The sequence below is a fragment of the Roseateles sp. YR242 genome, from assembly GCF_900109745.1.
Classification (GTDB): Bacteria; Pseudomonadota; Gammaproteobacteria; order Burkholderiales; family Burkholderiaceae_C; genus Roseateles.
The window spans coordinates 603253-615669 of sequence record NZ_FOAV01000002.1 but is presented as its reverse complement, the minus strand read 5'-3'; the positions used below and the strand labels follow the sequence as shown (position 1 = coordinate 615669).

Here is a 12417-nt window from a genome sequence, read left to right as displayed (position 1 = left end):
TAACCCGTAGGTGGTCAATAAATCCCTTTTGAATCAGCGGGTTGGAGATTCGTCGCGGCGTGGCATGGACGTTGCGCTGTCAAAGGCCGAGCAGACCGCCGGTCTGCGTGTGTCTTGAAAGAAGTCCGTCATGTCGACCACCGATTCTTCCGAGCTGACGCCCGTGGCGCGGCTGACGATCCAGGACCTGGATCAACTCGTGCGGACCCACGCCTCGCGGCTGGCCAACTTCCTGCGACGCCGCGTCGGAAACCCGCACGACGTCGAGGATCTGGTGCAGGACACGCTCGTCGAAGCCTTGCGCTGCATCGAGCAGTTCCAAGGGCAGTCGCGCCCCGAAACCTGGCTCTTTGGCATTGCGTTGAATCTGACGCGTGGTCATTACAAGCGCGCGCGCTGCCGGGATGTTTATGTCGACGCGGATGTGGCGGACGTGCCCTCGGAAGGCGGCGACAACCCGATGGACATCACCGAGCAGCGTCAACGCATGACGCGAGTGGCCGCGGTGCTGCCGTCCTTGCCTGAAGACAGCCGACAGATGCTGGAACGCGTGGTCATCGACAACCTCAGCTACGAAGAGGTGGCGCTCGAGATGAACATTCCGATCGGGACCGTGCGGTCGCGCATTTCGCGTGCGCGGGCCCATCTGAAGCGACAGATCGAGGCGAGCCCCGATCTGACCGAAGCCCAGGAGGCCGCGCCCAAGCCCATGAAGGCTCGCGCCAGCGATCTGCAATCCACCTGAAAATCGCTGCAAGGGGGGGCGCATGGCCCGGCTCCCTCAACACTCCGACGCCGGCCGTGCGCTCCGCACCGCCGGCGTTCTGCATTCAGGGGGATGCGGGGGGCGCCAGTCGCGCCGAGTCGCCGTCCACGCGCTGTGCGAGCCGCACCAGGCTCTTGATGCCGGCGATTCCATCGACGTCCAGATGCTCCTGGCGCTGGAAGGCGCGCAGGGCGGCCTGGAGAGACGCATCAAAGCGCGTGCCGTCGACCCGTGAACCGACGCGACCGTGCAGCCGCGAGAGCGAGCTCCGGATCCAGGCCACCGCGGGTCCGCTGTCTCCCAGGCGCAAGGGGCGGCTGAACGCGGGCGGCGAAGACCAGACTGCGGTGAAGTCCCCGCGCCAGCGCTGCTTCATTTCCTCCACCGGAATCCGCAAGCTCTTGTCGTCAAAGCGCAAGAGCGCCTGTCCGGCGTCAATGCCCTGGAACATGGCGTCACCGGAGCGGCCGCTCTCGTCCGACAGATGGAGAACGACTGGAAGGTCGAGATCAAGAAGCTCCTGGAGAGATGTGCGGCCCTGCAGGCATCGCAGGCGATCGGGCAGGCGCGCGCAGCCGGGCCAGTCGCTTGAGGAGGCTCTCCATCGCTGCAGCATGGCGACCATGGGCTCGGGACCGGCAGCAGTCGAAACAGCGGTGGCCGATGGGATCAGCACAGGGGGGGGCTGGGTTGGCACGGGCCTCAGCAGCACCGGCGTCGCGGTCAACGATGGCGCGGGCGCCGGGCGCGGCGCTGCGTGAGATTTCTCGCCGCGGTCGATCCATGCCACCGCGCCCGCGCAGGCGAGCACCAGCGTCAGCGAGGTGCCCGCGAGCTGCGGGCTCCAAGGCCAGGGCATCCTCATGTGGGACAACCCGATATTGCGGGCCGCCCGCGCCAACGTCGAGGCGTCAAGCGTCAAGGCGCCTCGGGACAGCGTGGTCGCTACGGCCCGGTCCAGCAGTTGATCCACCGTGCGTGGCACCCCCTGCGTCCATGCATGGAGCGTCCAGGCCGCGCGTCGTGACAAACGCAGTCCAGCGATGCCGGACGCATCGAGCTTGTGATGAGCGTAGGCGACCATCTCTTCGCGGGCGAGAGGGACCAGATGATGGCGAGCGACGACACGCTGCGACAGCTGGCGCAGTTCCGGCCGCTCCAGCAGGTCGCGCAGGCCGGTTTGGCCGACCAACACGATTTGCAGCAGTTTGCAACGGTCGGTCTCCAGGTTGGTCAGGAGTCTGAGCTGCTCTAGAAGATCCGGTGAGAGACGCTGTGCGTCATCGACGATCAGCATCGTCCGGTGCCCCTGCGCCTCGTTGCGCAACAGCAATTCGTTGAGCTGATCAATGTGTGCGCGCTCCGACGCGGCCGGATCGACGTGGAGTCCGAAGCCGCGACAGATGTCGATCATCAGGCTTTTCCGGTCGGATCCCGGGCGTGCCAGATGAAAGGCCTGGACCTGGGGCGGCAGCTCGCGCAGGAACGCCCGGCACACGGCGGTCTTGCCCGTGCCGATGGCGCCGGTGAGCAGCACGACACCACCCGCGCAATCCAGGCCGTAGCGCAGGTGCGCAAGCGCTTCCATATGCTGATGGCTCATGAAAAGCGAGACCGGCGAGGTTGTTGACATCAACTCCGGCAGCGCGCTGGCAGAAAAGCGCGTGACGTGGACGTCAGCCGGGGAGGGCGTCGCCGGACGCGGCAGCCATCGACGCACGGCGGCCGCCACTTGCAACGTCAACGCCAGGCGATGCGCTGACGCGAGTGGCGTCGAACCAAAAATGCGGGGACGAGGTGGGGCCACGATGGATCTCCATGAACAGTTGTTGGCCACGATCGGACGATCCGACGCACGGCGCCTGTTGGGTGGCGTCGTGCGAGGCAGCGTTCCGCAGGGTGTTCCCGGAGCGCATGCGATCAAGCGGCCGTCATGTCAGGTTCAGCGCATCATTGAACTGCCGCACCCGTTGCTCCAGCAGCAGCGCGTCGTGGGGCTCGGACCGCGGCGTGGTGCTCGCGGCCAGCGGATCGCTCGTATAGTGGTCGATGAGCCGCCAACTTGCGGCATCGGACAGACTGTGCAAGCGCTCCAGCGGAGCGTGCTGCTGGCAATGCAGCCAATAGCCGAAGTGCGCGAGCGCCGCGCTGACGCCGGGCGCATGACGACGGTGCTGCATGTCGGCGGGCGTTGGAAGGGCGACCGGGTCATGTGAGAGCGAGTGAAAACGCGTCAGGGCGGTCTCGCTGGAGGCCGCCAATCTTCCGTCTCCAGGCCGATCATTCAGAGCCTCACGCCACTGAAGACTGGTCTCGGCCGAGCCATCATGCAGCGTCACCAGCGTCCATAGTTCCATGGCCATGGGCGCACGCCTGGCGGGTGCCAGCAAGGCCAGCCGTCCCGCCAGGGATGCCAGCAGTTCACGTCGCCCTGTGGCGTCGAACTGCGTCCAGAGCTGGCGATCGGAACTGAGCAGGGTCGACACCTGGCCTGGCGCATGCAGGCATTTCGCTGCGCTCACGAGAATCTTGTGACGCGGCAGACCGATGTTTCCCAATGCCACCACCGCCTGCCGAAGCGCCTCGGGCGCCAAGGGCGGCACCTGGATCAGCATCCGGCGCATCAGGTCGTCCATCCGGTCGGCCTGCATCGCGTGAGGCAGCCGATGCAGCGCATGGTCCTGTGGGCCTTCGATCAGAAGCAGCAGTCGCTTCAGATCCAGCGGCGCGGCACGCAGCGCGGCATCGAACCGCAATCCCGGGCGGAGCGCTCGCAAGGCTTTAGGCAGGGCGGCCGCCGTCGCATGGATGTCCGCGGATGAGGTCGGCGTGGCCGCACCGTGCCGGTCCAGCAGCCCCGCGGCTAGATGCCGCATCGCGCTGGCCGACTTCAGCGGATCTTGTCCAGGCGCGGCCGAAGCGACGTCCGGGTTCGCAGCCCGCAGGCAGTCCCGCGGCGCACCATGCGGCACCGAAGAGTTAACTGCAGCCCGGACGTGGTCGCTCGGCGGCGCCAGGCCGATATGGCCGGCGGAAGCGAAGGTCCCCGGCGCCGCCATCGCGAGCGACGCGGGTGTCGAGACACCGCCCAGGCGTGCCAGACCGCGAGGCAAAGGAATCATCGCAGCCGCTCAGACATGACAGCGAAGGACGAGGACGCCTGTCAACGATCATGCGCCCCGACTGCCGAGCTCTCGCGACCCCAGCAGCGCTCGCGCACCGCCGGACAGAGATCCAGACAGGGCGGGCCGGACGTCCTCCTTCGGCTTGAGGAAGTAGGTACGGCGCCATTCCTCCGCCTTGCTCGCGATGTGATGAAGCACGTCGATCAGGCGTTGCCCGGTCAACTCCGCGGTGGTGAGCTGCTGCATGCAGATCACGCGCTGGGTCAGGGCCGAGTAGCCGAAGATCACGCCGCTATCTGGCGAGCCCAGGTAGTTCTGTGACAGCAGTTCGGCATGGATCTCTGCTTCACGGCCGGAAGGCACGCCCCCGAACTCGACATAGACGACCAGCGCTTCCGCGGGACGTTGACGATTGGGCGTTACCGAACAGGTTACGCCGTCGACCTCGATTGGGGACCCGGTGCCAATGGCTTTCGCATCGGGCAGTCCGGCCAGGCTGCAGAACTCCTGGATCAGGCGGTCATAGTCACTCATCGGAAACTCCATGAAGGGAAAGGTGGTGCTGGCGTGCGGCACCCCGCGCCAAGCTCGACACGTCCCAGGTCCGTACAGGGTCGCGTGGCAGCCAGTCCCCGTCGTGAAGGCAGAGGCCCGCGGCGTCATCGACGGGAATGCGCAGGCCGGGCGAAAGATAGTCGAGTCGTCGCAGGCTCTGATGCTCGCTGCATTCCTCGCTTAGTCGTTGTTCCAGCTTCAGCAGGAGGGCGCGGGCGTGCTCGGCCAGATCGCTACTGCACTCGCCCTCAGAGGCGTGTGCGAGTCCTCTGACCATCGCGATGCGATGCCTGAGCAGCACCGCCGGCGCTGTGACACTCTCGCGCTCAATGCGCATCAGCAATTCTTGTGTGGGCACCATGTGACTCGCCGTAAGGTGTGGTGCCAGTAGGTGTCCCGTTGCGGGCCGAAGTTCCCGCCAATCTGTTCGGCTGACGAGAGCGGCGCGGCACCGTCCCAGGACCGACACGGGCCCGCGATTGACGGCATGGAGTGAACTCCATATCCTGCGCACCGGGCGTCGATGTGCACGACAACAACCGACCCCACCAGCAGCATCGCTGGTTTACATTCGGCTACATCAGCCCCCTGAATTGCGCCATGGCGCCGTCAGGGGGCTTTTTGCTTTCAAGGTCCGTCATGCGTCCGTTTCCACCCTTTCGAGTGAGGCTGCCCTCCCTTGTGGCAGTGATCACGCGCTGCCACCGAGTGGCTGTCACTGCCCACCGCTCGCGGCCAGCGCAACTTTCCGCCATGCATCGCGGGAACTGGGTGGTCCCTGTGTCCACCTATGACCCGCTGCATCTGTCAGCGAACGTCCGGCGATCTGCTGGACATGATGAGGAGACCGGCGTGAATCCAAGAGATCCCAAGATCGGTATATGGACGGCGGTGATGATCACCGCCGTCATGGCCGGCGGCTGCGCGTCGCGGCCGACACCGCCGCCGGTGGAAGCGCCGGTCGCAAGCAAAGAGCCCGCAGTGATGACGGTAGGCGCGGAGCGGGCCGCCTTGCCTGTCCGTGCGCCGGGCGGCAACGGCGTGCCACTGCGCAAGGCCGTTGAGCAACTCGTGCCGCCCGATTACAGCGTGCGCTGGGTCGGCGTGGATGCGTCGCGCCTGTCGGCACCGGTGAGTTGGGGCGCGGACCAGTCCTGGGCCGATGCGCTCGAGGAAGCCCTGAATGCCGTGCCTGGTGTGGCCGTCACGATCGCCACGGGTTCACGCCTGGTGTTGGTGCGCGTGGCCTCCAATGATTTGAGACCGCTGCCCAAGCCGACAGCCAAGACCACATCCGCCGTGACGACCGGGCAGGCAGCTCGATCGCTGAAAACCAAGGACAGGGCTAAGGGACGTGTCAACCCCGAAAGCGCAGGCGGCAACAACCCCGCCATGCGTCCCGTCGCCATGGAGGTCGACGCGCTGCCTGCGCCCGCAACGTCCGAGGCGGTGGTGCTGGAGCGCGTGTCCGTACACGGCACCAAGACCGCCGCGCGAGAGGGGTGGGTGCTCCAGACCGAGGATCAGACCCTGCGCGGCGCTCTGGACCGCTGGTCACGTGAGGCGGGGTGGAAGATGTTCTGGGAGATGGGCGTGGACTATCCCATCGTGGCGCCCGCGGATGTGGAGGGTAATTTCGAGGACGCCATTGCCGTGGTCGTGCGCAGCCTGAGCCAGGCAGACGTGCCGCCCAAGGCGGTGTTCTACCGCGGCAACCGGGTGCTGCGCGTGATTCCGAGGGGCAAGGAATGAGCGCCGCATATCTCGCACGCTGGGTCCGCTCGGCAAGCGCCACGGCATGGGTGCTGCTCGCGGGCTGCACCGGACTGACCCAACGCCTGGACCAGGAGAGCCGGGAGGCCGATCGCCGTGCCTCCGTCCAGTCAAGGCAGGTCGGTCAGGTGGTGGACGACCGCCGTGGAGACGGCGTCCAGATCAACGAGGGCATCTGGATCGGAAAGTCCAGCGTGCGCCTTCAGGAAGCGTCGTCCCTGCCGCCGGTGTTCTCCGAACCTGTCACGTTCAATCGCCGTGTGCGCTCACTGGCAGAATTCGCGGAACGCATCACCGCCATGAGCGGCGTGCCGACGCGCGTGACCGCCGACGCCACGGACATGGCTGCCAATGGACGTCCCGCGATGCGCGGCAACGCACCGCTGGCCAATGCCAGCGGCCAGCTGACCGTGCCGCCCCCCAATGGACTGCAGCAGCCCTTGCCCGCGGGCATGTCCGGGCCCACGGTGGGCTGGGAGCCCGGCGGCTTGTCGCTGGTGTATCGCGCGGGAGATCTCAAGGGCCTGCTGGACCTGGGCGTGACCCGTTTTGGCGTCTCGTGGAAATACACCCAGGGCGCAATTGAGTTCCTGCATGTGGACACGCGCAGCTTCCAGATCAACGCAGTGCCGGGGGATTCGGCGCTGAGTGCCAACGTGGGTTCGCGTGCGGGCTCCGACTCTGGCGTTGCCGGCGGGCCGCTGGGTGGCAGTACGGGGATGACGTCCGCAGTGGGCGGCGAAGTGGCCTCCGGCAACGGACAGGCCACGGCGGTGCGGTCGCAGCTCTCGGTCTTTGCGAGCCTCGAGAAATCGGTGCAGGCCATGCTGTCGCCCAGCGGCACGGTGGTCAGCTCCACTGCGACGGGCACGCTCACGGTGACGGATACACCGGCCATCCTGGATCGGGTCGAACGATTCATCGAGCGGGAGAACCGGACACTCTCCAAGCAGATCATGATCAACGTCACGGTGCTGGCGGTCTCCGTGGCGGACGAGGACAGCTACGGCCTTCGCTGGGACCTCGTGTATAAGGATCTTTTCCGCCAGTACGGGGTGAGCAGCACCTTCGGCGCCGGCCAGGGGAGCACATCGTTCTCCGCCAGCATTCTCGACACGGCCAACAGCAAGTTCGCCGGTTCGTCAGTGATGATCAGTGCGCTGTCCACGCAGGGCAAGGTCCGCAAGGAAACCTCGGCGTCGGTGGCCACCTTGAATCACCAGCCGGTGCCGGTGCAAGTGGCGCGCCAGACGGCCTATTTGAAGTCGTCGCAGACGACGATCAGTGCCAATGTGGGCTCGTCCACCAGCCTGACGCCGGGCGTGGTGACCTCGGGCTTCACGATGACGGTGCTACCGAACCTGCTGGACAACGGCACGGTGATCCTGCAGTTCTCCACCGACATCTCCACGCTGCGCCGGATCCAGACGGTCAGCAGTACAGGAGCGACCACCGGCAGCCAGATCCAGACCCCGGAGATCGATACCCGCAACTTCCTGCAGCGCGTGGCCATGAAGTCCGGGCAGACGCTGGTGGTGAGCGGCTTCGAGCAGCTTGAGAACAACGTCGATCGCCAAGGCACCGGGCATCCATCCAACTTCCTGCTGGGCGGGGGTGTCGGCGCCCGTTCGAACAAGGAAGTGATCGTGATCCTGATCACGCCGATCACCATGCCAGGCGCCTGAGGAGTCGAGATGCTTGTCATCACCGAGATCCGCAAGCGCCGGTATGCCAGCGGACTGCTGTGGCAGTCGCTGTCTCATCCGCGCGAACTGCGCGCAGAGGCGGCCGAACTCGCGCGCAAGCTGAATATGAACTTGATGGTCCTGCGCAAGGACCTGGGCCTGGCGCAGGCAGGATTCGCGAGTTCCCGCGAAGGCGGCCAGCCCGGCCTGCTGTCGCTCGGTGCCCTGGTGGCTGGAGTCATTGCGACGCGTGGCGTGGCGGTGGACGGCACCCGGCAGCCGGCCTCCAGCTGGCTAGCGGCGCTCCGGCTGGATGAGCAGCGCTGGGCCTACCTTGCGGTGCGGGAGGAGAGCTTCCTGCCATCGGGGGACTTCGCCGGCACGCGAGACGAGGTGCTCGACCGGTTGCACGCGGACTACGCCCTGGGGGGCTGGAATGCGGTCATCGGCGATGCCAGCCTGGCTGAGCAGGGCTTCCACAACTTCGAGGCGGTGACGCTGGCCGACGTGTTGCCCCGCCATGCCGCACCGCGCTGGTGGTCGGGCATATCGGCGGAACTGCGTCCTGTGCAGCGCAAGAGCCAACGGGCCTTGGCCGTCGCCTGCCTGGCGCTTGTTGGCGTGGCTGTGGGAGGGACGGTGTGGTGGCAGCAGCGACAGGCCACGCAGGCCAGGCTGTCACTGGATCAGGCACGCCTGGCTGCCGACGAGCGCCGCTCGCGCGACCAGAAGCAGCCGCGTCCTCCCTGGCCGGACAAGCCGATGCCCAGGGAGATGGCGCGCGCATGCGCGCAGCTGCTGGAGGTCGTGGCCCCGGGCGGTTGGAAGCTGGACGAGTATCGATGCTTTCCGAACCAGGCCACGCATCAATGGTCCCGGGGCCAGTCGATGGTGTCCTACCTGCTCGAGCAACGGCCGGACGCCATCGTGGACCTCAACGGAGAGACCGCAAGCCGGACGCAGGCCATTGCCGCGTCGGCGGGCCTGAATGAGGAGCTGATGGACAGCCGGCGTCTGCTGCCGCCATTGGTGGGCCGCTTCCAGCGCCTGGGGCTGCGCCTGGAGGTCAAGGCGCCGTCCGCGCCCGGGCCCGCGGCGCCGGCGCTGCCTGGTCTCAAGCAATTCACGCCGGAGCCGCCGTCGTGGCGGGTCTTCCCCTTCAGTCTGCGCGCCGGGGGCTTGCCACTGGCGGAGATTGCCTCGGCGCTCAGCCAGCCGGGTGTGCGGCTCGAGAAGTTGTTGTATCGCGACGGAGATTGGTTTGTCGAAGGAGTGGCATATGCGAAATGAGGGAACGCCCCGTCTGGGTGGCTTCTGGCTGCTCGCGGCAGCGGTGGGCGTTGCGGTGATGATGGCGCCTCCGGCGCATGCCGGCACCACTGCGGAGGAGCTTGCACAGATCGAGGCGGAGCACGTGGTGCTCAAGGCCCGGCTGCGCGTGGCCGAGACGCGCGCGCAGATTGCGGCGCGGCAGGCCGATATCGATCGGCAGGCCCCTTACCGGCAGAACGGTCTGCCCACGGTCCTGGGCATCGAGGGGCTGGGGCGGCGCGTCAGCGCGACCCTGGCCATGGAGAACGGGTCCCAGCTCGACGTCGTGGTGGGCGACCTTCTGCCGGACGGCGTCCGGGTGGTCGCCATCGCCGCCACGGGGGTCACGGTCATGACGGCCGGGCGCAAGCAGCTGCGCCTCCGGGCCGCCGCGGACCTCGGAGAGGGGCTGCGCCCGGCTGCGACTTCGCTGGGGATGGCGCGCAGTCCGTTCCCCGCACCCGGAAGCAGCGGCATGACGGGGCTGCCGGCACTCGCGCCCATGGTGCCCCCAGCGCCTTCGATGGCCGGCCCTCAGCCCAATGGCAACCTGAACCCGGGAAGCCCGCGATGAACGCGCCCGCATCGTTGCGTGACATGGCGCGGGCGGATCCGATGCCCGTGGAAGTGCTCAGCGCCTCCGGACTGCTTGCAGCGGGCGAGGAAGAACGCAAGTTCGTCTGCCTGTTGTCGGACGGGCAACTGTTGATCGCGCAAGGGCAGGCGATGAATGCCTATGTCCTGTCCTACCAGGCGCGTCTTCGTCATCTCGGTCATGCGTGCCGCATCGTTTCCGTGCCCATCGAGGTGATCGGTCGCCACTACCGCGGCGCCTCGCGCGCGCAGTTCGATCCTGAGCACACGCGCATGCAGCAAGATGCGAAGGACCTGCTCACCGCCGCGTGTTCAGCCCAGGCCTCGGACATCCACATCCGGGTCAAGCAGCTGGGGACGGAAGTCTATTTCCGCATCCACAACGACCTGGAACGCATCGGCGGCCACACCCGCGAGTACGGGGCACGGCTGCTCGCCACGCTGTACGGTGCGATGGCCAGCGTCTCCGACAACGCTTACAAGCCCACCGAGCGTCAGGACGCGGCCATCGCCGACCGGGACAAGCTTCCGGAGCAGTTGATCGGCGTTCGCATCGCCACCACGCCGACCAGCGAAGGCTGGCTGATGGTGCTTCGGCTGCTCTACAACGATGCGGGCGAGACGTTGGATCTGTGCCGGCTCGGTTTCACGCCGGCGCAGGCCAGCGTGCTGCAGACCTTGCGCGAGCAGCCGACCGGCATGAACCTCATCAGCGGCCCGGCGGGCTCCGGGAAGTCGACGACGCTGCAGCGGGTGCTGCTCGGTCAGCTGGCCCAGCAGGAGGGCAGGCTGCATGTGATCACCGTGGAGGACCCGGTCGAATATCCGATTGCCGGTGCCGTCCAGACCCCGCTGGTCAACGCGGCGAGCGAGGAAGATCGTGCACGCTTGTTCTCGGCGGCCATCGTCAATGCCATGCGGCTGGATCCCGACACCATCATGATCGGCGAGATCCGGGACATGGCCTCGGCTCGCAGCGCCTTGCGCGCAGCGATGACCGGCCACCAGGTCTGGAGTTCGGTCCATGCCAACAGCGCCGTTGGCATTGTGGACCGCCTGGAGGACATCGGCCTGCCGCTGCGCATGGTGGCGGACCTCAGCATCATCACGGGGCTTATCAGCCAGCGCCTGGTCAAGCGTCTGTGCCCGTCATGCTGCCAGCCGCTGGGCAGCGACTTGGCGCGCCAGACCCCCTCCCCCGAACTGCAGGAACGACTGCACGCCACCATCGGCCAGGACCTCACTGCGGTGCGCGTCGTCGGCACCGGGTGCATGGCCTGTGGCGGACGAGGCACGATCGGACGCACGGTACTCGCTGAGGTCATCGCGCCCGACGAGCGTTTCTGCGCACTGCTGCGCGCTGGCGACAAGTCCGCGGCCATCCGCCATTGGCGAGACGCGATGGGCGGCCTTACGATGGTCGAGCACGCCATCGCCAAGGTCCGCGAAGGCATTGTTGATCCGGCCATGGCGGAGCGGGCCGTGGGGCGCCTGGCGCCCAGCATGTACGTCCAGGAGGTCGACCTTGCGATTTGATCTCCACCGTGCCTGGGCGCGTCTGGTCTTCACCGAGCCGGTGCGGCTGCGCGTCTATCGCCAGATTGCCACGATGCTGGCCAACGGATTGCCGCTCGTGAGGGTGCTGGATGACCTCTACCAGCGCGCGTCGCTCCGTGGCCGGCGGCCGTCCGAACCCCTTGCCATCGTCCTGTTCGAGTGGAAGCGCGCGGTGCAGAGTGGCCGCATGCTGTCGGACGGCATGAGCGACTGGGCGCCTCGCGCAGAACGCTTGCTGGTGCAGGCCGGCGAGCAATCGGGCCGGCTGGAAGCGAGCCTCGCGGCGGCGGCGGAAGTGGTGCAGACCTCTCGCCGCATCCGCAGCGCGGTGATAGGCGGGGCGGCATATCCGATCCTCATCCTGTGTTCGATCGTGGGCTACATCTACCTCTTCGGCACGCGGGTGGTGCCGGAGTTCGCCCGGCTGGGGGATCCTGCCCAGTGGCATGGCGCCGCTCGCGGGCTGCACTGGATGTCCTTGTGGGTGCAGCAGTGGATGCCGCTGGCGGTGCTGGCGCTGCTGGCCGCCTTCGGACTTGTCGCCTACGCCTTGCCGCGCTGGAGCGGTAGCTCCCGGCTCTGGGTCGAGCGGGTGCCACCCTTCTCGATCTACCGGCTGATCAGCGGCAGCAGTTTCCTGTTGGCGTTTTCCGCCCTGCTGGCAGCCGGCATTACCGTCGAGAAAGCCCTCTACCGGCAATGCGAGTCGGCCGGGCCCTGGTTGCGCGAGCGTCTCGAGGGCGCGTTGCTCGGCGTGAAGTCCGGCCTGAACTGTGGCGAGGCGCTGCGGCATGCCGGTTATGGCTTCCCGTCCGCGGAGATCGTGGACGACCTCTGCGTGTATTCGGAGTACCGCGGTTTTCCCGAGGTGCTGCAACGGCTGGCGCACGAATGGATGGAGGACGGCGTGGCGCGCATCTCGGCCCAGATGAAGCTTGCGAACGGGCTGGCCATTGCGCTGTTGACCACGGTCATCGCCTGGCTCGCCGTCGGTATGTTCAGTATCCAGGAGCAGGTGGTGTCCTCGACCCGCCTGATGCATTGATTCCCC

11 protein-coding genes are annotated in these 12417 nt (G+C 67.0%); 7 read left to right on the top strand and 4 right to left on the bottom strand.

Annotated features, from left to right (window positions below; genetic code table 11):
* The first annotated feature begins 130 nt into the window (after nt 1-130).
* Entirely contained in the window at nt 131-745 is a 615-nt protein-coding gene (locus tag BMY53_RS06340) for an RNA polymerase sigma factor (RefSeq protein WP_092944759.1), read from the top strand.
* Nucleotides 746-830: 85 nt separating this feature from the next.
* Here the strand turns inward: BMY53_RS06340 and BMY53_RS06335 are convergent, their stop codons facing one another.
* From BMY53_RS06335 to BMY53_RS25875, 4 genes are all read right to left on the bottom strand, one after another.
* Nucleotides 831-2510, bottom strand: a complete 1680-nt coding sequence (locus BMY53_RS06335) for an ExeA family protein (RefSeq protein WP_143073952.1) — start codon at nt 2508-2510, stop codon at nt 831-833.
* 187 nt (nt 2511-2697) lie between these two features.
* On the bottom strand, nt 2698-3888 hold the full coding sequence (locus BMY53_RS06330; protein ID WP_143073951.1) for a hypothetical protein: 1191 nt from the start codon (nt 3886-3888) through the stop codon (nt 2698-2700).
* A 48-nt stretch (nt 3889-3936) separates the two neighbouring features.
* The gene (locus BMY53_RS06325) at nt 3937-4425 is read right to left on the bottom strand and encodes a CesT family type III secretion system chaperone (protein ID WP_177200760.1); all 489 of its coding nucleotides are present in this window, start codon (nt 4423-4425) and stop codon (nt 3937-3939) included.
* A complete protein-coding gene (locus BMY53_RS25875) occupies nt 4418-4807 on the bottom strand; it encodes a hypothetical protein (protein ID WP_177200759.1) in 390 nt (129 codons plus the stop codon). Before BMY53_RS25875 ends, BMY53_RS06325 begins: the two co-directional genes overlap by 8 nt.
* Nucleotides 4808-5226: 419 nt before the next feature.
* On the opposite strand from BMY53_RS25875, the gene BMY53_RS06320 reads away from it, so the two are divergent.
* From BMY53_RS06320 to BMY53_RS06295, 6 genes are read left to right on the top strand one after another with little or no spacing between them, the layout of a single operon-like run.
* Nucleotides 5227-6198 (top strand): toxin co-regulated pilus biosynthesis Q family protein, encoded by a 972-nt coding sequence (locus BMY53_RS06320; protein ID WP_177200758.1) that lies wholly within the window; start codon nt 5227-5229, stop codon nt 6196-6198.
* The gene (locus tag BMY53_RS06315) at nt 6195-7904 is read left to right on the top strand and encodes a PilN family type IVB pilus formation outer membrane protein (protein WP_092944749.1); all 1710 of its coding nucleotides are present in this window, start codon (nt 6195-6197) and stop codon (nt 7902-7904) included. The genes BMY53_RS06320 and BMY53_RS06315 overlap by 4 nt, the downstream gene beginning before the upstream one ends.
* 9 nt (nt 7905-7913) lie before the next feature.
* Nucleotides 7914-9194, top strand: a complete 1281-nt coding sequence (gene pilO2, locus BMY53_RS06310) for a type 4b pilus protein PilO2 (RefSeq protein WP_092944747.1) — start codon at nt 7914-7916, stop codon at nt 9192-9194.
* Nucleotides 9184-9789 carry a type IV pilus biogenesis protein PilP gene (pilP, locus tag BMY53_RS06305; RefSeq protein WP_092944745.1) on the top strand — a complete coding sequence of 202 codons (606 nt, stop codon included), beginning with the start codon at nt 9184-9186 and terminating at the stop codon, nt 9787-9789. The genes pilO2 and pilP overlap by 11 nt, the downstream gene beginning before the upstream one ends.
* Nucleotides 9786-11345, top strand: a complete 1560-nt coding sequence (locus tag BMY53_RS06300; protein ID WP_092944743.1) for a GspE/PulE family protein — start codon at nt 9786-9788, stop codon at nt 11343-11345. The genes pilP and BMY53_RS06300 overlap by 4 nt, the downstream gene beginning before the upstream one ends.
* Nucleotides 11335-12411, top strand: a complete 1077-nt coding sequence (locus BMY53_RS06295; protein WP_092944741.1) for a type II secretion system F family protein — start codon at nt 11335-11337, stop codon at nt 12409-12411. Before BMY53_RS06300 ends, BMY53_RS06295 begins: the two co-directional genes overlap by 11 nt.
* Nucleotides 12412-12417 lie beyond the last annotated feature (6 nt).

Bases quoted from the DNA above. Each gene is read 5' to 3' on its own strand.
- BMY53_RS06300 (WP_092944743.1), top strand. From the start codon at position 9,786: ATGAACGCGCCCGCATCGTTGCGTGACATGGCGCGGGCGGATCCGATG.
- BMY53_RS06325 (WP_177200760.1), bottom strand. From the start codon at position 4,425: ATGAGTGACTATGACCGCCTGATCCAGGAGTTCTGCAGCCTGGCCGGA.
- BMY53_RS06330 (WP_143073951.1), bottom strand. From the start codon at position 3,888: ATGATTCCTTTGCCTCGCGGTCTGGCACGCCTGGGCGGTGTCTCGACA.
- BMY53_RS25875 (WP_177200759.1), bottom strand. From the start codon at position 4,807: ATGGTGCCCACACAAGAATTGCTGATGCGCATTGAGCGCGAGAGTGTC.
- BMY53_RS06315 (WP_092944749.1), top strand. From the start codon at position 6,195: ATGAGCGCCGCATATCTCGCACGCTGGGTCCGCTCGGCAAGCGCCACG.
- pilO2 (WP_092944747.1), top strand. From the start codon at position 7,914: ATGCTTGTCATCACCGAGATCCGCAAGCGCCGGTATGCCAGCGGACTG.
- BMY53_RS06340 (WP_092944759.1), top strand. From the start codon at position 131: ATGTCGACCACCGATTCTTCCGAGCTGACGCCCGTGGCGCGGCTGACG.
- pilP (WP_092944745.1), top strand. From the start codon at position 9,184: ATGCGAAATGAGGGAACGCCCCGTCTGGGTGGCTTCTGGCTGCTCGCG.